The organism is Rheinheimera texasensis DSM 17496 (assembly GCF_000711985.1).
In the GTDB taxonomy this organism is placed as follows: domain Bacteria; phylum Pseudomonadota; class Gammaproteobacteria; order Enterobacterales; family Alteromonadaceae; genus Pararheinheimera; species Pararheinheimera texasensis.
On the sequence record NZ_KL544005.1, the window covers coordinates 41741 to 65492 of the forward strand.

Below are 23752 nucleotides of genomic sequence, written 5' to 3' on the forward strand. Positions count from 1 at the left end.
TGCTCCTGCAGTTTTTTATGCGCTGCCATCCATGGCGCTCACCTTTCAGGCCAACGCTTGGCGTTGTTAAAAACTGCTCCTGCAGTTTTTTATGCCTGCGAAATGGCTTGTGGTTTCGTAGGCTGAACAAAACCCGCAACCATTAAATTCTGCCGGGCTTCTTCATCAGTACCTGCGCGTTGACGCACCAGTGAACCAGGCAGGTCGACCGACGTTGCTTTGACGAACTGCCAGCCTACCAGATGATCGGCTGGCACCAATGCAATCACATGCGCCAGTTGATGAGCCAGACACCATTCGCTGTTATCCAACGCCGCCGCAAAAATCTCCGAAGGGCTAGCCTGCCATTGCCGGACGTCCAATACCAACGCCCAGGGCTTATCAATCACTGGCGCAACCACCAGACGGAATGCCCGGACATAATCTTCCACATCACGGATAGTCCACACGCCAAAGGCCCGTACCCACAAGGTCTGATCTTCAAGTACCAATTCAAACGCGGGATGATTACTTCTCATCTGAGGCTCCGAGGGACATCAGCAGGTGCAATGGCTGTTAAGCTGTTATTAAACCACAGTCCCATTCGATAAAAATAACAAAAGCGGCCGAAGCCGCTTTTTTCAACTGAATTTAAGACCAAAGTCTTATTCAGAGATATTGCACGTCAGTGATTTCAAACTCAACCACGCCAGAGGGTGTGGTGATATTCACCACATCATCCTGGTTCTTGCCTATCAGGCCACGGGCAATCGGCGAATTGACTGAAATCAGATTGTTCTTGATATCAGCTTCATCATCGCCAACGATTTTGTAGGTGACTTCTTCCTCTGAATCCAGATTCAGAATGGTCACAGTCGAGCCGAAAATCACTTTGCCGTTGTTGGTCAGCTTACTGATATCGATGATCTGTGCGTTCGACAGTTTGCCTTCAATATCCTGAATACGGCCTTCACAAAACCCTTGTGCTTCACGGGCGGCATGGTATTCCGCATTTTCTTTCAGATCACCATGCTCACGCGCTTCGGCAATGGCTTCGATAATCGCCGGCCGCTTCACTGTTTTCAGTTCATGCAGTTCATCACGCAGACGCTGCGCGCCTTGAACTGTCATCGGGATTTGACTCATCCGTTAACTCTCTTATGTAACTCCTGCACCGAATTCACTGTACCAAACGCATTGGCGGCGTTAGCTTTACAGGTCGCGAATGCGGCATTCAGGGTCGTGGTGTAATTGGCTTTGTGTTGCAGGGCGCCACGACGTAACACTTTTGAATCTTCAATCGCCTGACGGCCTTCGGTGGTATTCACGATATAGCTGTACTCACCGTTTTTAATCCGATCCAAAATGTGCGGGCGGCCTTCAAATACTTTGCTGACTTCGCGACATGGAATACCTGCAGCCTGCAACGCTTTTGCGGTACCGCCGGTGGCATCCAGCTCAAAACCGAGGCTAACCATGGTTTTTGCCAGTTCAACGACGCGCACTTTATCGCTATCACGGACCGAAAGTAAAGCACGGCCACCCGTTGGGATCAGCGTTCCTGCCCCCAGTTCACTCTTGGCAAAAGCTTCGGCGAAGGTTTCGCCAACGCCCATCACTTCGCCGGTCGAGCGCATTTCTGGGCCAAGGATAGGGTCAACACCTGGGAACTTGTTAAATGGGATCACCACTTCTTTCACTGAGAAATACGGTGGGATGATCTCTTTGGTCACGCCTTGTTCCTGCAGTGAACGGCCGGCCATACAGCGGGCGCCGACTTTAGCCACTGCAACGCCGGTGGCTTTAGACACAAATGGCACTGTGCGCGCGGCACGCGGGTTCACTTCAATCAGGTACACTTCACCGTCTTTGACAGCAAACTGGGTATTCATCAGACCAACAACGCCTAATTCAAGCGCCAGTTTACGCACCTGGTCACGCATCACATCCTGAATTTGTTGATTCAGGCTGTGTGGTGGCAATGAACAGGCCGAGTCACCTGAGTGCACACCAGCTTGTTCGATGTGTTCCATGATACCGCCGATGACGACTTCTTTGCCGTCACAAATCGCATCGATATCGACTTCAATCGCATCGTCCAGGAAACGGTCCAGCAACACCGGCGAGTCGTTTGATACCGACACCGCTTCGGTCATATAACGCCGTAAGTCGATGTCGTCATAAACGATTTCCATGGCACGGCCACCCAGTACATAAGAAGGACGCACCACCATCGGATAACCGATATCAGGCGCTTTGGTCAGTGCTTCTTCGAGGCTGGTGACTGTGGCGTTTTTCGGCTGTTTCAGGCCAAGACGTTCTACCGCCTGCTGGAAACGTTCGCGGTCTTCGGCGCGGTCAATCGCGTCCGGCGAAGTGCCGATAATTGGCACGCCGTTGGCTTCTAACGCACGCGCCAATTTCAGTGGCGTTTGGCCACCATATTGCACGATCACGCCTTTAGGCTGTTCTTTCTTGACGATTTCCAGCACGTCTTCCAGTGTGATCGGCTCGAAGTACAGGCGATCTGAAGTGTCGTAATCGGTCGATACTGTTTCCGGGTTACAGTTGACCATAATGGTCTCATAACCATCTTCGCGCAGTGCCAGTGCCGCGTGCACACAGCAATAGTCAAACTCGATCCCCTGGCCGATACGGTTCGGGCCACCACCGATGATCATGATTTTGTCGCGGTTGCTTGGTGCCGCTTCACACTCTTCATCGTAGGTGCTGTACATGTACGCGGTGTCGGACGCGAACTCTGCCGCACAGGTATCCACACGTTTGTACACCGGGTGCAGGCCAAAACCATGACGTTTTTTCCGCACTTCCGCTTCCGCCACGCCCAGAATGTCAGCGATGCGTTTGTCGGCAAAACCTTTGCGTTTCAGTACTGTCAGGCGTGCCTGATCCAGACCGGCGAAGCCAGCCGCTTTGATAGCTGCTTCTTCTTTTACTAAATCTTCCAGCTGAACCAGGAACCATGGGTCGATATTGGTCAGCTTAAAGATCTCATCCATGCTCATGCCAAAGCGGAAGGCATCGGCGATGTACCAAATGCGGTGTGAGCCCGGTTCACGCAGTTCACGGGTGATTTTTTCTTTCGCTTCCGGCGCATTGATATCGATGATTGGATCTAAACCACAAACGCCAATTTCAAGGCCACGCAACGCTTTTTGCAGCGATTCCTGCTGGTTACGGCCAATCGCCATCACTTCACCAACCGATTTCATCTGTGTGGTCAGACGGTCATTCGCACCGGCAAATTTCTCGAAGTTAAAGCGTGGCACTTTGGTCACAACATAATCGATACTCGGCTCGAATGACGCAGGCGTACGGCCGCCGGTGATGTCATTGGCCAGCTCGTCAAGCGTGTAACCAATCGCCAGCTTGGCCGCAACTTTGGCAATTGGGAAACCGGTTGCTTTAGATGCAAGCGCTGAAGAGCGTGATACCCGCGGGTTCATCTCGATGATCACCATGCGGCCATCAACCGGGTTGATACCAAACTGCACGTTTGAGCCGCCGGTTTCTACACCGATTTCACGCAGCACTGCCAGAGAGGCGTTGCGCATGATTTGGTATTCTTTGTCGGTCAGCGTCTGAGCTGGTGCCACAGTGATAGAGTCACCGGTGTGCACGCCCATCGGGTCGAAGTTTTCAATTGAACAGACAATGATGCAGTTGTCGTTTTTATCCCGCACCACTTCCATTTCGTATTCTTTCCAGCCGATCAGCGATTCATCAATCAGCAGCTCTTTGGTCGGCGATAAATCGAGACCGCGGGTACAGATTTCGTCGAATTCTTCGCGGTTGTACGCGATACCGCCACCGGAGCCGCCCATGGTGAACGACGGACGGATAATACATGGGAAACCAATGGTTTCCAGCACCTGATAGGCCTCTTCCATCGAATGCGCAAAACCGGCGCGTGGGCAAGACAAACCAATAGAGCGCATGGCTTTGTCAAAACGACCACGGTCTTCGGCTTTGTCGATGGCGTCAGCAGTAGCACCAATCATCTCGACGTTATATTTCGCCAGCACACCATGACGTTCCAGATCCAGCGCACAGTTCAGTGCCGTCTGGCCACCCATAGTCGGTAACACCGCACATGGCCGCTCTTTTTCGATGATTTTTTCTACCACTTGCCAGTGGATAGGCTCAATGTAAGTTGCATCGGCCATTTCCGGGTCGGTCATGATAGTCGCCGGGTTTGAGTTCACCAGAATGACCCGGTAACCCTCTTCCTTCAGCGCTTTACAAGCCTGGGCACCTGAATAGTCAAACTCACAAGCCTGACCGATAACGATTGGGCCTGCGCCCAGGATTAAAATACTTTTAAGGTCGGTACGTTTTGGCATAGCTCTGTCAATCCTGGCTTATTTGGCGTTACGCTGTTGCATCAGTGTGATGAAGTGGTCAAATAATTCACTGGCCTCATGCGGGCCCGGACTAGCTTCCGGGTGCCCCTGAAAACTGAACGCCGGCTTATCCGTACGGTGAATGCCCTGCAGTGAACCATCAAACAGTGACTTGTGCGTGGCGCGTAAATTGGCCGGCAGTGTCGCTTCATCAACGGCGAAGCCGTGGTTTTGCGCCGTGATCAGCACTTTTTTGCTGTCGAGGTTTTGCACCGGATGGTTACCACCATGGTGACCAAACTTCATCTTCAGGGTTTTTGCCCCACTGGCGAGTGCCAGCAGTTGGTGACCGAGGCAAATACCAAACACCGGAATATCGGTTTCGAGGAAAGATTTAATAGCTTCAATGGCATATGTACAAGGTGCCGGGTCGCCAGGGCCGTTGGACAGAAAGATACCATCTGGATTCAGCGCTAACACTTCTGCAGCAGGAGTTTGCGCCGGAACCACAGTTAAACGACAGCCGCGGTCAACCAACATACGTAGAATATTGCGTTTCACACCAAAATCATAAGCAACGACGTGAAATACTGACTCAGGTGCAGCACGGTGACCTTGTCCAAGCGCCCAGCTGCCTTCACTGAAGCTGTACGGCGCTTTAACCGTCACTTCTTTGGCCAGATCCATGCCGGACAAACCAGGGAAGCTACGCGCCAGTTCCAGTGCCTTCGCTTCATCAATATCACCAGCCATCAGACAGCCGTTTTGTGCGCCTTTTTCACGCAGGATGCGGGTCAGTTTACGGGTATCAATATCGGCGATGCCGAGGACGTTGTGATCTTTGAGGTATTGACTAAGGGAACGTTGATTGCGGAAATTAGAAGCGAGAAGCGGAAGGTCACGAATAATCAGGCCTTTAGCCCATACTCTGCCGGATTCCTCATCTTCATCATTGGTGCCGGTATTACCAATGTGGGGATAGGTCAAAGTGACCATTTGTTCTGCATACGAAGGGTCGGTCAGGATCTCCTGATACCCGGTCATAGAAGTATTAAATACCACTTCACCAACCGACACACCTTCAGCGCCAATGGCTGTACCACGAAATACGGTGCCGTCTTCCAGTACGAGCAGGGCGGACTTAGTCAAGATAACCTCCAAACAGCAAAAAACGGGCGTAAAATGCTGCTGTTTTACCACCCGTTTTGACCCAGAAATTGTGTACTCAGTTCTGCCTAGGCAAACCTGCTTATTCTAGGCTATTTGCGCTCTTTGGTCTAACTATTTTTTGGATTTTTGCGAAAATAACGGCTTTATCACAAATTTGCGCTAAAAAAGCCAAAAATCTATGTTAAGTCAGCCAAACCCAACACTTGTTGCATAGAATAAAGTCCAAGCTGTTGATTTTTCAACCACAAGGCCGCGCGCAACGCACCTTGGGCAAAAGTGTTACGGCTGGATGCTTTGTGAGTGATTTCCAGACGTTCCCCCAGGTCCGCAAAGAGTGCGGTATGGTCGCCAATGATGTCGCCGCCACGCACTGTGGCAAAGCCGATAGTCTGTTGATCGCGCTCGCCAGTGATGCCTTCGCGGCCATACACAGCGCATTCTTTTAAGTCCCGGCCTATGGCTTTGGCAATGCTGTTGCCGATGGCAAGCGCTGTACCGCTCGGCGCGTCCTTTTTAAACCTATGGTGGGCTTCAATGATTTCAATATCAGCACTCTGCCCCATCACTCTTGCGGCGGTTTGCACCAGATGCAGCAGCAAATTGACGCCAACGCTCATATTCGGCGCCCAGACGATCGGGATAACCTTACTCGCAGCCTGAACCTCGGCATACTGTGCATCCGTCAGCCCCGTCACGCCAATCACCATGGCTTTTTTCGCCGCGACCGCCAGTTTCAGATGGGCCAGCATCGCTTCCGGCATGGTGAAATCAACCCAAACATCGGCTGTTTCTACTGCTGCGAGGCTGGTTTCCGTTAGCGCCAGCTGTAATTTACCGCAACCTGCCAGTTCGCCGGCATCTGTGCCGATAAGCTCAGAGCCAGCACGCACTGTAGCGGCAGTCAGGTTTAACTGTTGTTCTTTTGCCACTGTCACTAAAGCGCGGCCCATGCGGCCATTGGCGCCAAAGATGCCAATCGAGGTCATTTGTGAATTCCTGTATCGCCAAAATGGCAGTCCAGACCGCCATATTTAAAAAAGTGGCTTATTAAAGCAAAAAATTGCCGGCGGCTCTAATCAAATTTGCTGCCTTGTTCTGTAAAAGCTGCGCAGACGCTTTAACTACGACCTCTGTCATTTTCAAAAAAAACGCACCCCGAAGGGTGCGTAAGTCAGACAACAACATCCACTCAGTCGGTGTATCGGTCTGTTTAGTTGTAACGAATTCGCCAAAAGCGCAATTTATTTCAGCAGAGGCTGCAATTGGGCCTGTTGCGCCAATAAATCCAGATACAAACGCAGTTGGTTTTCGGCACGCTGTAAATTGTGATTTGGCCTGTGCACGGCGAAATAACAATCGCCGTTTAAATGGTCAGCCAAAAAGCGGATGCCAATCATCAGACACATCACTTTGGCACCAAGCCACAGGCTTTGCCGCTCTGCAGGCGTGATAATACCGGCAAGACCTTGCAGATAACCTTGCGCTAACGCAGTGAAAATCTCCGGACGAATACGCACTGCTGCCGGATTTAACGAATCTTCCGGTTCCGGCGAGCAGCAGGTGCGCACCATATCGCCAAAATCAAATAACCAGTACCCTGGCATACAGGTATCCAAATCGATAGCAGCAATACCGCGACCCTCTGCGTCCGAATACAGCATGTTGTTGATTTTGGTATCGTTGTGACACACCCGTCGTGGCAGCTCAGCACATACAGCTTCGAGTTCTGCCACCAGAGTGCGCTGCGACAGACAATAATTCAGTAAATCCTGACAACCACTAAGCCGGCCGGCTTTGTTTTGCGAAGCCGCCTCATCAAGCTGCCGGAAGCGAAACGCCAGATTGTGAAAATCCGGAATAACGGTATGCAGCTCGTCGGCCGGAAAGTCGGCCAGTGCCGCGGCAAATTGGCCAAAAGTCAGTGCAGCGGCAAATGCCTGCTCTGCGGTGTCGACCACTTCGATACTGCGGCCGCCGTCAATAAAGGCCAAGGCGCGTAAATCTGCCTGTTCACCACTTAAATAACCACCATCCTGGCGAGGCTGCTGACGCAGGATCTGTAATGGATATTGGCCTTGTGCTTGTTTTTGTTCCAGATGCTGTTCAATCCGCAGCGCATTGTCGACCAGTTGCTGCGGCGACGGGAAAATCTGCGTATTGATTTGCTGCAGAATGAGCTTTTGCGTTGAATTTTCAATCAGATAAGTCCGATTGATATGGCCATTGCCAAATAAACGGACTGAAGCGTCCGGCGAAAACTGATAAGCCGCCAGCACATCGGCTGGCAATAACGACGACACCGCAGCTGCGGCTGATTCAACTGACATAGAACTTACCTGATTGACGGCCCACACAGAGTTTGAGCAAGCCGACTATTGTGCTTGATTAGATTTTATTGTCAAAAAAACTGCCGAGCGCTGCCAAATCGGCCGGATAAGTGATCCCGCGCCATGCGTCGGTTGAGACCATCACAGCCAGCTGCTGGCCGTGCTGCAAGGCATCGTCTACCGCCACCGGCAAATAAGATTCCGCTTTTTCACCCGGGCCTGCCTGAAAAAATTGCCGGAGCTGTGTTTCCAGCCGCGTCAGCAAATTTGGGGTAAAGCCCCAGATATTCATCGATACCAGCTGTTGTCCGGACAATGGCCGGCGCACGCCTTGTTCGTCCAGCCCACTTAACACGCCATCAGTGCCGGCATGGATCTCAGTCCATTCAGCGACCTTTAACAACTGCCCATTTTCAACCTGACAACAACCGCGGTTCACCCCGCCATGCTCCGACAAAGTCAGCGCCAGTGGATAAGCCACCATAGCCCAGCTGCTGGCTGGCGTAGAAAAATGATCTACTAACTGAAGCATCGCGTCGGCGCCGTAATAATCATCGGCGTTAATGACAATAAAAGGTTGTGTCAGCTGCCGGCGCGCTGACCAGACCGCATGAGCCGTACCCCAGGGTTTAGTTCTGGCCACAGTTGGCAAAACACAATCTGCAGGGATGTCGTGAAGGTGCTGCACAACAAAATCAACTTTCAAATCAGCCGGTAAGGTCGGTAAAACCTGCTCGATAAACAATGCCTGTAAGTTCTGCCGGATCACCAGCACCAAATGGCGGATACCGGCGCGATAAGCGTCCATCACGCTGAAATACAACAGTGGCCGGCCGGTATTACCAACAGTCGCCAGCTGTTTGTCACCACCAAAACGACTGCCCATGCCACCCGCGAGTACTAATAATGAAACCGCTGCAGTCATGACTGGTTTTCTCCTGCCTGAATAAAACAGCGCCGGCAGAGCCGGCGCTTATTAACACTTTAACAACAATGTACCACAGTTACTATGCCATCGTCAGCTGACCAGGTGCGCGCAAATGCCATGCGCCATCAGCAGGTAAATGCTCAGAGTGCCCGCTGCAGAATTTGCGCGACCACGTCAGGCGTGATATCGCCATGTTCACCTAACCGCTCTGCTTTTAACTCGGTCAGTTTAGCGACAACAGCCGCTTTGGGATCCGCATTGATACCGTAATCGGCCAGTCGGGTCGGCACGCCCATTTGCTCAAAAAATGCCCGGGTATGGCTAATGGTTTCATCAATCAGCCGCTCTTCATCCTGATGTTGCAGGTTAAATACACGGCGGCCGTATTGTAATAACTTCTCGCGCTTTTGCTCACGCTGTTGCTGCATCACGGCAGGCAGTACTATCGCCAGTGTCTGGGCGTGATCCAATCCGTATAAAGCGGTCAGCTGATGGCCAATCATATGCGTTGACCAGTCCTGCGGCACCCCAACGCCAATCAGGCCATTGAGCGCCATTGTCGCAGTCCACATCAGATTGGCGCGGATATTGTAATCCTGCGGCGCTGCAATGGCTTTAGGGCCAAACTCCAGCAAGGTCAATAATAAGCCTTCAGCAAAACGGTCCTGTACCGCCGCCCCAACCGGATAAGTCAGATACTGCTCCATCACGTGGATATATGCGTCGACAACACCGTTCGCCAGCTGTTTGGCCGGCAGCGAATAAGTCACAGTCGGGTCCAATACGGCAAACTGCGGATACACCAGCGGGCTGCCAAAGGACAATTTTTGCTGCGTAGCTTGTTTGGTGATGACGGCAAAACCATTGCTCTCAGAGCCAGTGGCCGGCAATGTCAGTACGCAGCCTAAAGCCACAGCTGCTTTTAACTTCACCTGTTTACTGAGGATGTCCCAGCCTTCTCCGTCATAACGCGCCGCCGCAGCGATATATTTAGTACCATCAACCACGCTGCCACCGCCGACCGCCAGCAGGAAATCGATTTGCTCGGCATGTACCAGGGCCACTGCTTTGCTTAACGTCTCATAGCTTGGGTTCGGCTCAATACCGCCAAATTCAAATACCGTAAAATCCTTCAGCGCCGTTTTCACCTGGTCATACACGCCATTGTGTTTGATCGAGCCGCCGCCATAAGTCAGCAACACCCGGGCACCGGCAGGGACCAGCTGGCGCAATTGGATGATTTGGCCTTCGCCAAACACAATACGGGTCGGATTCTGGAAGGTAAAATTCAGCATAACGGGCTCCGGCAATGGTGAGATGAACTCAGTATTCAGCTGATATGGCCACCCCGTGATGGATTTCAAGGGAAAAAATTCGGCATTTGCGGCAAATTGCGGTAAAACATCGTTATAAGCAAGTCCTAATTCATATTGACAGGCCTTCTGGACGTCCTTATATTCCGCAAAATTATTAAAAACATAAAAGTAATTAAATTAACCAAGATTGTTCCGGTGTCAGCTTGACGCCGGCATTTGAATACCGAGGTTTAGCATGTCCGGATCTGCCGTCGGCGCCAAACGGTCTTTATTGCCGTTGTTGCTGTTTGTTTCATTATTTTTAGGCACTGGCCTCTACCTGCAAAGTCAGGGCGTGGCTTATGCGTTTTATCAGCTGCCCGGGCCCGTGGCGATACTGCCAGCCTTGGTGCTGGCTGTCTGGTTGCACCGCGCGCCACTGACCGAATCGATTGATTTGCTGGTCAAAGGTGCCGGCAACAGCAACATCATCACCATGTGTATCATCTATTTGCTGGCTGGTGCTTTTGCCACTGTCGCTCAGGCGACCGGCGGTGTGGATGCAGTGGTCAATGCCGGTTTAAGCCTGGTACCGGCCAGCCTGATTTTACCCGGTTTGTTTGTCATTTCTGCAGTCGTCGCCACCGCCATGGGCACCTCAATGGGCACTATCGGCGCTTTGGCACCTATAGCAGTAGGCCTGTCACAACAAGCACAAATTGAACCAGCCTTAATGGCGGGCGCTTTGTTAAGTGGCGCCATGTTTGGCGATAATTTATCAATTATCTCCGATACAACGATTGCGTCGACCCGCACCCAAGGCGCGGAAATGAAAGATAAATTCCGTGAAAACCTGAAAATTGCCACGCCTGCCGCTGTTTTGACTGTGCTGTTATTTGCCGGCCTTGCAACCACAGATCAGGTGATTGAAGCCAAAGCCTTCAGCTGGAGCGGCGTGTTGCCTTATGCCGCCATTTTAATCCTGGCGATCGCCGGCATGAATGTTTTTGCCGTGTTGTTACTCGGCATCGTACTGGCGGCATTGCAAGGTGTGTTATTTGCCGATTATGCATTGGCAAACCTTGGCAAAGATATTTTTAAAGGCTTTGGCAGCATGCAGGAGATTTTCCTGCTGTCGATGTTTGTTGGTGCTTTGGGCGAATTTGTGAAGGCGCAGGGCGGCCTCGCCTGGATAGCAGGCCTCATTGATGGTCTGGCAAAACAACTGCGGCTGGCTGGCAATAAAGCCCAGCAGCTTGCGATTGCTGCGCTGGTGTTTATCAGTAACCTTTGTATTGCCAACAATACGGTGGCCATTGTGCTGGCTGCTGATGTCAGCCGTGACTTAGCACAGCATCATGATATCAGCCCAAGACGCAGCGCCAGCTTGCTCGATATCTTCTCTTGTATCAGTCAGGGGTTAGTGCCTTATGGTGCTCAGGCGTTGTTGCTGGGTGCCAGCTTCAGCTTATCGCCCTGGGATGTGGTGACGCAGAGTTATTACTGTTTGATTCTACTGCTAGTCGCGGTTGGCGTGATCCTGTTGCGGCCGGCACGCGGCCGCTGATAGTGTCGTTGCGTATAAAGTAAAAATCCCGCAGTTGCGGGATTTTCTATGCCTGAACACCAGGACTTATTTATTACAGGCCGGTAAACCGCCACTGGCTTTACGCTGCTGATATTCAGCATCCGCTTTCGGCATATTTTTTTGCAGTGCCTTGATGCGATTCTCTGGTACCGGGTGGCTCGACAAAATCTGTGGTGTGCCACCGCTGCCTTGTTTCGCCATGTTTTGCCACAGCTTCACTGACTCTTCCGGCTTAAAACCCGCCTTGGCCATCAGCTCCAGGCCAATTAAATCGGCTTCGGATTCATGTACCCGGCTAAAAGGCAAAATCACGCCAACCTGGGCGCCGAGACCAAAAGCAGTTGACAGCTCGGTTTTAAAGCGGGTATCCATTGCGCTAAGTGCCACATCAGCGACACCTAAAGTGGCCTGCACTGCCTGATTGCTGGATAAACGCTCATTGGAATGACCGGACATGACGTGGGCGATTTCATGGCCGATGACGGCCGCCAGCTGATGCTGGTTCTCAGCGACCAGCAGCAGACCGGTGTACACACCGATTTTGCCACCCGGTAATGCAAAGGCATTGACCTGATCGCTTTCAAACACCACGATTTCCCAGGGATTCTGCTGATATTTCGCTGGTGTGACACTCAGCACCTGCTTCGCCACGCACTGCACGTATTGATTAGTTTTTTTGTCTTTACTGACCGGTGTTTTGGCTTTCAGATCTTCAAACGTCTGAATACCCATTTTATTGACCTGTGTTTGGTCAAATAACATCAGTTGCGGCCGGCCGGTCGGTGACTCGGCACAGGCGGTTAAACCGAGCGCGAATGACACCGCGGTCCAGAGCATGGTTGGTTTTTTCATCAGAAATCCTGTTCGTAAAAAAACTTCAAAATTACAGCCTGGCAAAACAACACCGCCAGCGAGGCTGGCGGTGATTTTCGAGCTGGCAGTTAACCGGTTAAATCATCGAAGAATTTCTTCACACCATCGAAGAACCCTTTGGACTTCGGTCTATGTGTGGCTTCGCTGTCACCGGCCCAGCTTTCATCCAGTTGACGCAGCAAGTCTTTTTGCTTGTCAGACAAATTGACTGGCGTTTCCACCACCACTTTACAGACTAAATCACCAACACCGCCACCGCGCACCGACTGCACGCCTTTGCCGCGTAGACGGAACATTTTATCGGTCTGGGTTTCGGCCGGGATCTTCAGTTTGACGCGGCCATCAAGCGTCGGCACATCAATTTCACCACCAAGGGCTGCAATCGAGAAGCTGATTGGCACTTCACAGGCTAGATTATTGCCATCACGGACAAAAATCGGGTGATCTTTCACATGCACCTGCACATACAAGTCACCTGCCGGCGCGCCATGCATGCCCGCCTCGCCTTCGCCGGTCAACCGGATGCGGTCGCCCGTGTCGACACCTGCCGGGATCTTCACTTTCAGCATCTTGGTCTTTTCGACGCGGCCTTCGCCATGGCATTTCGGACACGGTTCCGGGATGATCTTGCCACGGCCGTTACAGGTCGGACAAGTTTGTTGCACGGCGAAAAAGCCCTGGCGCATCGTGACCTGACCATGGCCCTGACAGGTGCCACAAGTCTTGGCTGAAGTGCCTTTTTTAGCACCTGAGCCGTCACAGGTATCACAGGACACCAGCGTCGGCACTTTGATCTCCAGCTCTTTGCCTTTGACCGCTTCTTCCAGACTCAGTTCGAGGTTATAGCGTAGGTCAGAGCCTCGCTGGGCACGCTGGCTACCGCCACCACGACGGCCACCGCCGAAGATGTCGCCGAACACATCGCCGAAGATGTCACCAAAATCTGCGCCACCGCCGCCAAAACCACCGGCACCACGGTTTGGGTCCACACCGGCATGACCATACTGGTCGTAAGCGGCACGTTTCTGCTCGTCGTTCAGGATCTCATAGGCTTCCTGAACTTCTTTGAATTTCTCTTCCATGGCTTTATCGCCCTGCGTTCTATCAGGGTGATATTTCATCGCCAGGCGCTTATAAGCCTTTTTAATCTCTTTTTCGTCGGCGCCTTTGCTGACGCCCAACACTTCGTAATAATCACGCTTTGACATAATGCTGCTTCAACTGTTCAGGGTCAGCGGATAAACAAGCGACCGCCGGGGCGGTCGCTTTCACTGTTCAGAAGACCGCAGCTTAATGCTTTGGTCTTACCAAGACAACGCTTACTTGTTGTCTTTAACTTCTTCAAACTCAGCGTCGACCACGTCGTCGTTGGCGTTTTTGGCATTGCCTGCCTCAGCGCCAGGACTATGTTGCTGCGCAGCAGCCTGCAGTTTTTGTGCAGCCTGAACCAGCGCCTGAGTCTTGGCTTCGATTTCCGCTTTGTCGCTACCTTTAATCACGCTTTCCAACGCGCTGATAGCGGCTTCAATCTCTTGTTTGTCGTTAGTTGCAAGGTTTGCACCCGCTTCTTCCACCTGTTTACGGGTGGCGTGCACCAGCGCGTCGGCCTGGTTACGGGTTTGCACCAGCTCTTCGAACTTCTTGTCTTCTTCGGCGTTCAGCTCGGCGTCGCGAACCATGCGCTGGATTTCATCGTCAGTCAGACCTGAAGACGACTTGATGGTGATCTTCTGCTCTTTACCAGTGTCTTTGTCTTTCGCTGACACGTGCAGGATACCATCGGCGTCTAAATCGAAAGTTACTTCGATTTGCGGCTCGCCACGACGCGCCGGACGAATGCCTTCTAAGTTAAACTGACCCAGCGACTTGTTGGCAGACGCTTGTTTACGCTCACCCTGCAGGACGTGAATAGTCACAGCAGACTGGTTATCTTCGGCAGTTGAGAACGTTTGCGACTTCTTGGTTGGAATAGTCGTGTTCTTCTCAATCAGCGCCGTCATCACGCTACCCATAGTCTCGATACCTAAAGACAGTGGGGTTACGTCCAGCAGTAATACGTCAGTCACGTCACCAGACAACACCGCGCCCTGGATAGCAGCACCAACGGCAACCGCTTCGTCCGGGTTGACGTCTTTGCGTGGTTCTTTGCCGAAGAACGCTGTCACAGCTTCCTGTACTTTAGGCATCCGGGTTTGACCGCCAACCAGAATGATGTCGTCGATTTCACCAACTGACAGATCTGCGTCTTTCAGCGCTTGTTTCAGCGGCTCGATAGTGCGGCTGATCAGATCTTCCACCAATGCTTCCAGTTTGGCGCGCGTCACTTTGATGTTCAGGTGTTTTGGACCTGTCGCATCAGCAGTGATATACGGCAGATTCACTTCAGTCTGAGATGCAGAAGACAGCTCGATTTTGGCCTTTTCTGCTGATTCTTTCAGACGTTGCATCGCCAGCGGGTCGTTGCGCAGGTCAATGCCTTGTTCTTTTTTGAACTCATCTACCAGATAGTTGATCAGGCGTGAGTCGAAGTCTTCACCACCTAAGTGGGTGTCACCGTTGGTCGACAGTACTTCGAACGTTTGCTCGCCATCAACATCGTCGATTTCGATGATCGAGATATCAAAAGTACCACCACCTAAGTCGTACACCGCAATTTTGGTGTCGCCTTTTTTCTTGTCCATACCATAAGCCAGCGCCGCAGCTGTTGGCTCGTTGATAATCCGTTTCACTTCCAGACCCGCGATACGGCCGGCGTCTTTGGTTGCCTGACGCTGCGCGTCGTTGAAGTAAGCCGGCACTGTGATCACCGCTTCTGTCACTGGCTCGCCCAGATAATCTTCAGCAGTTTTCTTCATTTTTTTCAGCACTTCAGCAGAAATTTGCGGTGCAGCTAATTTTTTGCCTTTGACTTCAACCCAGGCGTCGCCATTGTCAGCACGGGTGATTTGGTATGGCATGATTTTGATATCACGCTGTACTTCGGCGTCTTCAAAACGACGGCCGATCAGACGTTTGATAGCAAACAAAGTATTTTTCGGGTTAGTGACTGCCTGACGTTTTGCCGGCTGACCGACCAGAACTTCGCCATCTTCGGCATAAGCGATGATCGATGGTGTGGTGCGGGCGCCTTCAGCGTTTTCAATAACGCGAGGCTGGTCGCCGTCGAGGATAGCCACACAGCTGTTAGTTGTACCTAAGTCAATACCAATAATTCTGCCCATAATTTACTCCGCTCTATAATTTGGAACAATTTCATTGTGTTGACCGGTTAATGGGGTTTACCCCTGATCGATTCAAGGTTATTCCAACAAAAATTTTCATTTTTCTGCGTTTAATGGGGCAAAACAGCGGGTAAAAGCGGGAACTTCGGCCAATCCACGCAGTCGCCTAATCTGCCACCGCGGAATTTTCGTACCCAAGGCCAACCGGCACCGCTATAATCGGCGCATTGTTCTTACGGAGAAACCCAGCATGCCATTACTCGACAGCTTTACCGTTGACCACACCATTATGAAAGCCCCCGCCGTGCGCGTGGCGAAAAAAATGACTACGCCAAAAGGCGACGACATCACTGTGTTTGACCTGCGTTTTTGCGTACCGAACCAGGAAATTCTGTCAGAAAAAGGTATCCACACACTCGAGCACTTGTTCGCCGGTTTTATGCGTGACCACTTAAATGGCAACGGCGTGGAGATCATCGATATTTCACCGATGGGCTGTCGCACCGGTTTTTACATGAGCCTGATTGGAACACCGGACGAAGATCGCGTTGCCAAAGCCTGGCAGGCGGCAATGAATGACGTGCTGCAAGTACAGGACCAGAATAAAATCCCGGAGTTGAATGTATACCAGTGTGGTACTTATGAGATGCATTCACTGGAGGAAGCACGCCAAATCGCACAAAACATTATCGACCGTGGCGTCGGGATTAACCGCAACGACGAGCTTACGCTGGCACCGGAATTTTTAAATCACTAATTCAGCAGGTAAAGTCTGAAAAAACGCCGCGAAAGTGGCGTTTTTTGTTTTCAGGCACGGCGCAGATTGTCGTGCAGTAGCTGGCGCAGTGCTGACGGCTGCTTGGCGCGCGTAGCCGAAGTAGCATAGTAGTTCGACGTGTCGTTTTTCACCCGGTTCAGGATCACGCCACCGATATTGACACCGGACTGCGACAACAAATCCATTTTGGCGGCAAAATCCACCAGCGGTGTTTTTTTCACATCCACCACCAGTTCCAGCTTGCCGACACATTTGGCCACGACCATCGCATCTGACACCGACAAAATCGGCGGACATTCGATAATGACGCGGTCGTATTTCTTCGCCAGCACTTTGAGCACTGCGTCAAAACGCGGCATTGACAAAAACAGCAACGGGTTCATTGGCCGGATGCCGGATGGCAACACGTCGGCATTGAGTTCTTTGCTGTAAAACACGCATTGCTCAAAAGTATGGGTTTTGGCCAGTAAGTTAGTTAAACCCGGTCGGTGCGGGTTTTCGCCAAGCGCTTCGGCGAGTGCCGGAAAACGTAAATCAGCGTCAATGATAATGACCCGTTCCAGCTCGGAAAACGATTTGGCCAGCTGCAAACAGATACTGGATTTACCTTCATTTGGTGAAATTGAGGTCAAGGCCAGCAAACGCTGCGTGCTCAGTTGTTTATCCAGCAGGATATTGGTGCGCAGCGAACGGATATATTCCTGATACAAGGTGTATTGCTTGCCAGACTGTTGGATCACCGGCAGATTACGGTCAATGCCTTTGATACGGATTTGTGGCACGACGCCGAGTAATTTATAGCCGTAGCGGCTGGCGATATGCCGGTATTTCGAGGTGACATCGGCAAAGAAATGCAGACAAAGCACTAAAAACACCGCACTGATCAGGCCAAGCACCAATGCCGCCACCGATAACAGTAAACGCTTGGGCCCAATGGGTTTGACCGGCACTACCGCCGGGTCAACCACAAAGATACTCGAGGTCTTATTGATGTCCTTCATCAGCTCGGTTTCTTTCATTTTGTCGGACAAAGTGGTCAGTAAATGCAGATTGGCCTGAATTTCTGCTTCCAGCTTTTTGTGGCTCTGCCCCACAGCAACCAGCTGTTCCAGACGCGCCGTCGCCGCGTCGGCTTTCACGCTGGTTTCCTGTAAATTACGCTGCAGGTCGCGCTGGCGAATTTGCAGATTGCCAGCCAGCTTGTTCACTTCGCTGTTGAGCTGCTGACTGGCCACTTCAATTTTGCGATTAGCAGCAATGTAACGCGGATGTTTTTCCAGGTAACTGAGCCGCAGCTGAGCGAAGTCCGCCTGTAACATCGCCAATTGTTGTTGCAGCGAGGCAATCACCGGCACAGAAGCCACTTCAGGGATGGTGATCAGCACCTCGTAATTTTGCCCCGCTTGCTGAATTTTACTGAGTAACACTGCCAGCTCGTCGGATTGTTTCTGCAGCTGACGGCGTTCACTGAACAGTTGCGCAATTTCCTGCTTGCTCAGCTCAATATCGCTGCCGATGTCGATGATATTGCGCTCCTGGCGGAACTGCTGCAGTTTCAGCTCTGAATCGGTCAGCTTGGCTTTGACTTCGTCCACCCGTTGTTTGATCCAGTCACTGGCCTGATGATTATGCTGCTGCATCAGTCCGGACTGGTAATTCATAAAATGGCTGGCAACCTGATTAACAATTTCGGCTGCGATATAAGGATTGTGGTGGTTGAATGAAATTTGCAGCAGCGTGGTTTTTGGCACCGCCTGTACTGAAAGCCCGGCTAATAATGCGGCAACATCGTCACGGCGCCGGTCATCAGGAATACCAAGTTCCAGGTCCGCGGGCAGCCCCTTGACCACATCCTGGGCAAACTGGGTCGACGTCAGCAGTTTAATCTGGGTGTCCAGCTCTTCATTGCCACCACTCATTCCGGGAATAAGCGACTGTAACGGATTTGCCGCCAGCACGCTTTTAATCATCAGCGTAGTTTCTGCCCGATACATGGAAGGTAACTGGGCGACAAATGCGGTCACTAAGGCAAAAATTACTGAGCTTATCAGCACAATCAACCAACGCCTGGCCGATAAAATAGCCAGTATGACGCCAAGTTCAATCACGTCACTGGCTGGGGGGGCACTGCGTTGCGGTTCAGCTTGCATCAGAAGAAACTCTTATCAATCTTGATCACATCGCCTGGCAGGATGATGGTATCAGCTGCAGCTTTAAAGGTCGCTTTATCTGCGCCGCGCTGGATATGCCAGGCGCTGCGCGAGGCGCGATCTAACAGACCACCGGATAAAGCAATCGCCTGCTCCAGCGTGATGTCTGGCTGATAATCGTAGCTGCCGGGATTACGGACTTCGCCGTAGATAAAAAACGGCCGGTAGCTGTCGATGGTGATGGATACGCTCGGCGAGACCAGATAACCGTCTTTCAACCGCTGCTCCAGATATTCTTTGGCACTTTGCTGGGTGTGACCGGTCATTTTGATGCTGCCCAGTAAAGGCATATCAATATAACCCTGCTGAGAGATCTCAGCTGTCACCGATAAATCCGGCTCCTGGTACACGCTGATTTTCAGTGCATCACCAGGGCCAAACTTATAGCTCTGTAAACCGGTTGTTTGCCCGGACTCAGCCAGCACAACGCCCGGCACCAGTAACAGGCATAACAGCAGCAAACGCGGGATCACCATGCCCAACTCACTTCTGCGGCGACTTCCAGCCTGTTACGGTCTGGTTGCTGCTCACGGCTTTGCTGTACCTGGCTGACCTGCAGCACGCTGCGCCATTGCTGGGCCCACTGCCATTGCCAGCTGGCACCGATCGCATCGCGGGTCCGGCGATAATTGCTTTGATCCAGGCGGCTGACCAAACGATTGACTTGTGCCGCAAACTGATGCGATTGATCATATTGCCAGCGCACAGCAGCCAGATGTTCAGTATCGAGCTGCGAAATACTCTGACTGGCATAAGACAACACGGAACGCCGGCCACTTTGCAGTTCTAACTGCCAGCGGCTGTCCAGCTGCCAGAGATTATTCAGCTGCCAATAGCTCCCAGTGGCGTCGTCCAGTTGCTGGCCGGCAAAACTGCGCACAAACCGGCCGCCTGTCAGGCGGAAATACTGCTGACCTGTCCATTGCACGGCGATACCGGCACCATATTGATTTACATCGGAATCACGTTGATTTTGCTGTTCCTGTCGACGGGCGATATCCAGCACCAGCGCGACATTTTCATTCCATTTATGACTGTAATTCAGCTCAGCCAGATCGCTGTCCAGCTGCGAATACAGGTGGTCCTGTACTTTCTGCCGGCGCTGTTCAGTGGCAAGTTTAACCTGCAGATTTTGCGTATCCGGCGCCCGGCCAAAGCTCAGCGCCGCCTGCATACCCTGCTGGGTTTCATCCAGCGCACCGGCCTCAGGACTGAGAAATTCTGCGGCATCATCACCCGCTAAGAATTGCTGTTTGTTCAATGTGGCTTGCAGTGCCAGGTCTGTTTGTGGCGTCAAAAATAAGCGCAATTCAGGCTGCAACTGGTACAGGGTCGCATTCAGGTTGGTTTGGTCAAGATATTGCCTGCGCCGGACCTGTAGCGGCCACTGCACGCCAAAACCTTCAAATAACCCCAGCCAGTCCCAATTCAGGCCGGCATATAGATGTTGGTCCTGCAATTGCTGTACTGCAGTGTTAAATAAATTGTTGCTGCTTTGCACCCCGGCAACGGTGCTGACTTCGTGATGGGCCTGTTCCCAGTCTGCTGCAGATATCTGCGCTGAAGTGACGATAAAAAGAGGTATAAATCCGGTTAAATACGACCTGTTCATGCAAAATGCTCTTGAAAAATAAAATATCCCTATCTTCCTTTTATTTTTCCCTTCACTGCATGGTAATGGAGAACGCATAAAAAACAAAGCCTTTATGCCGGTTCCTCCGCCGAAATCTGTGTAAACATAATGATCCACTTTACGACTTAGCTACAGCTGATTGAACCCGGCACCTGCACCAGTAAAAACGGCCACAGTAAGCTGCCTGTGGCCGTTCCGGTTCGTTCGGTCTGCTGCAGCACTTAAATCCGAAATTGTGCCACAACCTGGTTCAGTGCCGATGCTGAATTATCGAGCTGCAGTGCTTCACCGGTCAGTTCCTGCGCGTGTCCGGCGGTATTATCCACTAGCGCAGTAATAGAAGTCAGACTGCGGTTGATATCATCAGCGACAATGGTCTGCTGCTCAGTCGCCACCGCGATTTGCGTGCTTTGCTGCTGAACCACCACGATAGCAGCACTGATGGCGTGTAACGATTGCTGCATCGCTCTCGCCCGCTCAGCACTGGTTTCGGTCTGACTGCGGCCTTGCTGCATCGCGTCTTCTGCCTGTTTCGCTATTGACTGTAGTTTTTCAACCATGCGACGGATATCGTCGGTACTTTCCCTGGTGCGACCGGCCAGTGAACGCACTTCATCGGCAACCACAGCAAAACCACGGCCCTGTTCACCGGCACGCGCCGCTTCAATCGCGGCATTCAGTGCCAACAGATTGGTCTGTTCCGCGATGCCTTTGATCACATCCACCACAGTACCGATATTCTCAGACTCTTTGGCGAGGCCAACGACCACATCGACCGCCGACCGCATGGTCTGATTCAACGACTCCATATCGGCAACCGCCAGTTGGGACAACGTAGCGCCCTGCTGGCCACGCTCATCGGCATCTGCAGCCGCCTGGCTGGTGGACTGAGCGTTACGGCTGATTTCCTGCACAGTGGCCGCCATTTCAGTCACTGCGGCAGACACAGAATCAATCTGTAATTTTTCGTGTTGAATTTCCTGGTTAGTCAGCCCTACCACCTGATTGAGGTGTTCACTGGATTGTTTAACCTGTTCGGCCTGCAGCTGTGTTTGCGCCAACGACTGGCGCAACTTACTGACAAAGGTATTAAAGTGTCGTGCCAAAGCCCCGACTTCGTCTTGTGCTGCGATATCAATACGTCGGGTTAAATCACCATCCCCACTGGCGATGTCTTGCATGGCCGCGGTCAGCTGCTGCAGTGGCTTGGTGATCACACTGGTTGTCAGCATAATACTGCTGGTTATTAAAACGAGGATCAGCAAGGCACCGGCAATAGACCACTGCACGGCGCTCTCAATCGGCGCGTCGATTAACGCCGCCGGGATCAAAATCCCTACCAGCCAGTTCATCTGTGGAAAGTCGCGGCTAACCGGCTGATATGCCACATAATAGTCAGCACCATTGAGGCGCATCGGCGCAAACCCGGCACGGCTTTGTATAGCTGCCTTGCTGAGCTCCGCAAAGCCTTTACTGTCTTCGATGTTGCTGTCAAACGCTGCGATTGGATCATTGGCTTTAGTGGTGATACCAGCCCGCTCTGAGAAATGCACGATTTGGCCTTTACCATCTAACAGAAAGGGGAAGCCTTCCCCCTGATAACGAATGGTTTCTACTTTATCGCCAACTTTGTTAATGTGCAGGTCCAGCCCACCAACCCCTAGCAAAGTGCCGTCTGGTAAGTAGACCGGCCCTTCGACTACGGCAGAAACAATCCCGGTGGTAAAATCCGCCGACGGTGACCCAACGAAAAACTTATTGTGTTTCATCGTTTCGATATACCAGGGGCGTTGGCTGGCAAAATAACCTTTGTCTACCACACCTTTGTCTGGCCCTTCGACATCGACACCGGTTCTGGAATCTTCGCGAAAATATTCGTCCGAACGGGTCAGCGCAAAAAAGGCCGACAGGATGTTGGCGTCGCTGCCACTGATAGTTTTAAAAGTCGCGTTGATTTGTGGATAGCCGGCAGCAGTCGCCAGATCAGTACCACGGCCGGGATAACTTACAAACCACTGCTGGAACTGCGGATTATGTAAAAAGGTTTTGGCAACCTGAGCATACTCCGCAAAAAACTGGCCAACTGACACCGCTTCTTTTTGCATCAGACTCTGCGCTTCGGCCTGAACCTGGGCCCTGGTTTGCGCAGCAATTTGCTGGATCACCAGCAGTGCTGCAATCGCCAGTAACACTGCGGTAGAACCGCCCACCGCTAACAGAATTTTCTTTTTTATTGATGTTATTTTTTGATACAACATAATTCCCCCAAACATGTGCGGAACCATCAAATCACAACATCACAATTAAATCCAGTCAGTCACCAGATTCGGCTAAATTAATGATATTAAAGAGTTTATCTAATTAAGTTACTGCTGATTTGCGCTATTTGCGTGCAAAATAAAGCGAACCATGCGCCAAACCGCACGTTGATTGCGGCCAAGCCGAGTCTGGTGCACCACAGGGGAGCATCGTTGAGGTCTGTTGAACTGAATGAGCGCAAGCGCCTTGGCATCAGACGCGATCACCGACGACCTAAAAAGTTTGGGGAGTGAAGTGAAGACAGCTTCAGCTGGTCCCGCAGGGATTTTTACCAGGATGGCAAAAACAAAAAAACCTGCATTAAGCAGGTTTAATGGCGGACGCAGGAGGATTCGAACCTCCGACCGCTCGGTTCGTAGCCGAGTACTCTATCCAGCTGAGCTATGCGTCCGGTGAGTATGTCTTGCGACAGGTCTTACATTTTACAGTGTTGCTTGCAGTGCCAGTGTTTCAGATGGCGGACGCAGGAGGATTCGAACCTCCGACCGCTCGGTTCGTAGCCGAGTACTCTATCCAGCTGAGCTATGCGTCCATCTAATCTAAAAACAACTGGCGGAGGGAGAGGGATTCGAACCCTCGATAGAGTTTCCCCTATACACCCTTAGCAGGGGTGCGCCTTCAGCCACTCGGCCATCTCTCCGCGCTACGTTGCGGTGCGTATATTAATGTTTCAGGAAAATAAGTCAAACAATATTTTGAGCCGGATTGTGCGATTGCCGACCTTTTAGACAATCTGCGCAATTATTCACTAAACTGGCCATTTTTCACGCAACAAAACAATAAAAACAATGATTTACCAAAACAGATTTATTGATCATCATCCTGGCTGTAACTGCCTGGAGTGCCCTTTTCAGCCTGAATTCGCATGTAGATTTCTTCGCGGTGCACAGAGACTTCTTTTGGCGCATTCACCCCAATCCGTACCTGATTCCCTTTAACGCCTAACACTGTGACTGTCACTTCGTCACCAATCATTAATGTCTCACCAACGCGACGGGTCAAAATAAGCATTCGTTTGCTCCTATCCTTTAATCCCAGATTTCCCAGCGATAACTACGACGCTTGGT

The 23752-nt window shown here is 51.7% G+C and carries 18 protein-coding genes and 3 tRNA genes; 2 read left to right on the forward strand and 19 right to left on the reverse strand.

Features of this window, described 5'->3' with window-relative positions; all coding sequences use genetic code 11:
* Positions 1 to 89: 89 nt before the first annotated feature.
* From Q399_RS0110785 to Q399_RS0110820, 8 genes are all read right to left on the reverse strand, one after another.
* On the reverse strand, positions 90 to 518 hold the full coding sequence (locus Q399_RS0110785) for a hypothetical protein (protein WP_031568374.1): 429 nt from the start codon (positions 516 to 518) through the stop codon (positions 90 to 92).
* Between the two features lie 130 nt (positions 519 to 648).
* Positions 649 to 1125 carry a transcription elongation factor GreA gene (gene greA, locus Q399_RS0110790; protein ID WP_031568375.1) on the reverse strand — a complete coding sequence of 159 codons (477 nt, stop codon included), beginning with the start codon at positions 1123 to 1125 and terminating at the stop codon, positions 649 to 651.
* On the reverse strand, positions 1122 to 4343 hold the full coding sequence (carB, locus tag Q399_RS0110795) for a carbamoyl-phosphate synthase large subunit (RefSeq protein WP_031568376.1): 3222 nt from the start codon (positions 4341 to 4343) through the stop codon (positions 1122 to 1124). The genes greA and carB overlap by 4 nt, the downstream gene beginning before the upstream one ends.
* An 18-nt stretch (positions 4344 to 4361) precedes the next feature.
* Positions 4362 to 5492: a glutamine-hydrolyzing carbamoyl-phosphate synthase small subunit gene (carA, locus tag Q399_RS0110800; protein ID WP_031568377.1), complete on the reverse strand. Its 1131-nt coding sequence runs from the start codon at positions 5490 to 5492 to the stop codon at positions 4362 to 4364.
* Between the two features lie 197 nt (positions 5493 to 5689).
* Positions 5690 to 6499: a 4-hydroxy-tetrahydrodipicolinate reductase gene (gene dapB, locus Q399_RS0110805; RefSeq protein ID WP_031568378.1), complete on the reverse strand. Its 810-nt coding sequence runs from the start codon at positions 6497 to 6499 to the stop codon at positions 5690 to 5692.
* Between the two features lie 255 nt (positions 6500 to 6754).
* Positions 6755 to 7840: a phosphotransferase enzyme family protein gene (locus tag Q399_RS0110810; RefSeq protein ID WP_031568379.1), complete on the reverse strand. Its 1086-nt coding sequence runs from the start codon at positions 7838 to 7840 to the stop codon at positions 6755 to 6757.
* A 58-nt stretch (positions 7841 to 7898) separates the two neighbouring features.
* The gene (locus Q399_RS0110815; RefSeq protein WP_031568380.1) at positions 7899 to 8765 is read right to left on the reverse strand and encodes a nucleotidyltransferase family protein; all 867 of its coding nucleotides are present in this window, start codon (positions 8763 to 8765) and stop codon (positions 7899 to 7901) included.
* A gap of 143 nt (positions 8766 to 8908) precedes the next feature.
* Positions 8909 to 10063, reverse strand: coding sequence for an iron-containing alcohol dehydrogenase (locus tag Q399_RS0110820; protein ID WP_031568381.1), 1155 nt, complete (start codon positions 10061 to 10063; stop codon positions 8909 to 8911).
* Positions 10064 to 10319: 256 nt separating this feature from the next.
* On the opposite strand from Q399_RS0110820, the gene Q399_RS0110825 reads away from it, so the two are divergent.
* Complete coding sequence (locus tag Q399_RS0110825; RefSeq protein WP_031568382.1) at positions 10320 to 11630, forward strand: Na+/H+ antiporter NhaC family protein; 1311 nt, start codon at positions 10320 to 10322, stop codon at positions 11628 to 11630.
* A gap of 66 nt (positions 11631 to 11696) precedes the next feature.
* On the opposite strand, the gene Q399_RS0110830 is transcribed toward Q399_RS0110825, so the two are convergent.
* The 3 genes from Q399_RS0110830 to dnaK form a co-directional block, all read right to left on the reverse strand.
* Positions 11697 to 12503: a M48 family metallopeptidase gene (locus Q399_RS0110830; RefSeq protein WP_031568383.1), complete on the reverse strand. Its 807-nt coding sequence runs from the start codon at positions 12501 to 12503 to the stop codon at positions 11697 to 11699.
* A gap of 89 nt (positions 12504 to 12592) precedes the next feature.
* A complete protein-coding gene (gene dnaJ / locus Q399_RS0110835) occupies positions 12593 to 13732 on the reverse strand; it encodes a molecular chaperone DnaJ (protein WP_031568384.1) in 1140 nt (379 codons plus the stop codon).
* A gap of 111 nt (positions 13733 to 13843) precedes the next feature.
* Positions 13844 to 15745, reverse strand: a complete 1902-nt coding sequence (gene dnaK, locus Q399_RS0110840) for a molecular chaperone DnaK (protein WP_031568386.1) — start codon at positions 15743 to 15745, stop codon at positions 13844 to 13846.
* Between the two features lie 250 nt (positions 15746 to 15995).
* Here dnaK and luxS point away from each other — a divergent pair, with 250 nt between their 5' ends.
* Positions 15996 to 16502 (forward strand): S-ribosylhomocysteine lyase, encoded by a 507-nt coding sequence (gene luxS / locus Q399_RS0110845; RefSeq protein ID WP_031568387.1) that lies wholly within the window; start codon positions 15996 to 15998, stop codon positions 16500 to 16502.
* Positions 16503 to 16552: 50 nt separating this feature from the next.
* Here the strand turns inward: luxS and Q399_RS0110850 are convergent, their stop codons facing one another.
* The 8 genes from Q399_RS0110850 to csrA all read right to left on the reverse strand — a co-directional run bounded on the left by Q399_RS0110850 (position 16553) and on the right by csrA (position 23696).
* Entirely contained in the window at positions 16553 to 18673 is a 2121-nt protein-coding gene (locus Q399_RS0110850; protein WP_031568388.1) for a GumC family protein, read from the reverse strand.
* Positions 18673 to 19209: a polysaccharide biosynthesis/export family protein gene (locus Q399_RS0110855; RefSeq protein ID WP_031568389.1), complete on the reverse strand. Its 537-nt coding sequence runs from the start codon at positions 19207 to 19209 to the stop codon at positions 18673 to 18675. The genes Q399_RS0110850 and Q399_RS0110855 overlap by 1 nt, the downstream gene beginning before the upstream one ends.
* Positions 19203 to 20345 (reverse strand): hypothetical protein, encoded by a 1143-nt coding sequence (locus Q399_RS0110860; protein ID WP_031568390.1) that lies wholly within the window; start codon positions 20343 to 20345, stop codon positions 19203 to 19205. The genes Q399_RS0110855 and Q399_RS0110860 overlap by 7 nt, the downstream gene beginning before the upstream one ends.
* A gap of 242 nt (positions 20346 to 20587) precedes the next feature.
* Positions 20588 to 22624: a methyl-accepting chemotaxis protein gene (locus Q399_RS0110870; protein ID WP_031568391.1), complete on the reverse strand. Its 2037-nt coding sequence runs from the start codon at positions 22622 to 22624 to the stop codon at positions 20588 to 20590.
* A 375-nt stretch (positions 22625 to 22999) separates the two neighbouring features.
* Positions 23000 to 23076 (reverse strand) — tRNA-Arg (locus Q399_RS0110875).
* Between the two features lie 64 nt (positions 23077 to 23140).
* Positions 23141 to 23217 (reverse strand) — tRNA-Arg (locus tag Q399_RS0110880).
* An 18-nt stretch (positions 23218 to 23235) separates the two neighbouring features.
* Positions 23236 to 23325, reverse strand: a tRNA-Ser gene (locus Q399_RS0110885).
* A gap of 167 nt (positions 23326 to 23492) precedes the next feature.
* Complete coding sequence (gene csrA / locus Q399_RS0110890) at positions 23493 to 23696, reverse strand: carbon storage regulator CsrA (protein WP_031568392.1); 204 nt, start codon at positions 23694 to 23696, stop codon at positions 23493 to 23495.
* Between the last annotated feature and the right edge of the window lie 56 nt (positions 23697 to 23752).

What these genes read in the sequence shown, in the direction of transcription:
- Q399_RS0110785 (WP_031568374.1), bottom strand. Translation starts at nt 518, where the DNA reads ATGAGAAGTAATCATCCCGCGTTTGAATTGGTACTTGAAGATCAGACC.
- greA (WP_031568375.1), bottom strand. Translation starts at nt 1,125, where the DNA reads ATGAGTCAAATCCCGATGACAGTTCAAGGCGCGCAGCGTCTGCGTGAT.
- carB (WP_031568376.1), bottom strand. Translation starts at nt 4,343, where the DNA reads ATGCCAAAACGTACCGACCTTAAAAGTATTTTAATCCTGGGCGCAGGC.
- dapB (WP_031568378.1), bottom strand. Translation starts at nt 6,499, where the DNA reads ATGACCTCGATTGGCATCTTTGGCGCCAATGGCCGCATGGGCCGCGCT.
- Q399_RS0110810 (WP_031568379.1), bottom strand. Translation starts at nt 7,840, where the DNA reads ATGTCAGTTGAATCAGCCGCAGCTGCGGTGTCGTCGTTATTGCCAGCC.
- Q399_RS0110815 (WP_031568380.1), bottom strand. Translation starts at nt 8,765, where the DNA reads ATGACTGCAGCGGTTTCATTATTAGTACTCGCGGGTGGCATGGGCAGT.
- Q399_RS0110820 (WP_031568381.1), bottom strand. Translation starts at nt 10,063, where the DNA reads ATGCTGAATTTTACCTTCCAGAATCCGACCCGTATTGTGTTTGGCGAA.
- Q399_RS0110825 (WP_031568382.1), top strand. Translation starts at nt 10,320, where the DNA reads ATGTCCGGATCTGCCGTCGGCGCCAAACGGTCTTTATTGCCGTTGTTG.
- Q399_RS0110830 (WP_031568383.1), bottom strand. Translation starts at nt 12,503, where the DNA reads ATGAAAAAACCAACCATGCTCTGGACCGCGGTGTCATTCGCGCTCGGT.
- dnaJ (WP_031568384.1), bottom strand. Translation starts at nt 13,732, where the DNA reads ATGTCAAAGCGTGATTATTACGAAGTGTTGGGCGTCAGCAAAGGCGCC.
- dnaK (WP_031568386.1), bottom strand. Translation starts at nt 15,745, where the DNA reads ATGGGCAGAATTATTGGTATTGACTTAGGTACAACTAACAGCTGTGTG.
- luxS (WP_031568387.1), top strand. Translation starts at nt 15,996, where the DNA reads ATGCCATTACTCGACAGCTTTACCGTTGACCACACCATTATGAAAGCC.
- Q399_RS0110850 (WP_031568388.1), bottom strand. Translation starts at nt 18,673, where the DNA reads ATGCAAGCTGAACCGCAACGCAGTGCCCCCCCAGCCAGTGACGTGATT.
- Q399_RS0110855 (WP_031568389.1), bottom strand. Translation starts at nt 19,209, where the DNA reads ATGGTGATCCCGCGTTTGCTGCTGTTATGCCTGTTACTGGTGCCGGGC.
- Q399_RS0110860 (WP_031568390.1), bottom strand. Translation starts at nt 20,345, where the DNA reads ATGAACAGGTCGTATTTAACCGGATTTATACCTCTTTTTATCGTCACT.
- Q399_RS0110870 (WP_031568391.1), bottom strand. Translation starts at nt 22,624, where the DNA reads ATGTTGTATCAAAAAATAACATCAATAAAAAAGAAAATTCTGTTAGCG.
- csrA (WP_031568392.1), bottom strand. Translation starts at nt 23,696, where the DNA reads ATGCTTATTTTGACCCGTCGCGTTGGTGAGACATTAATGATTGGTGAC.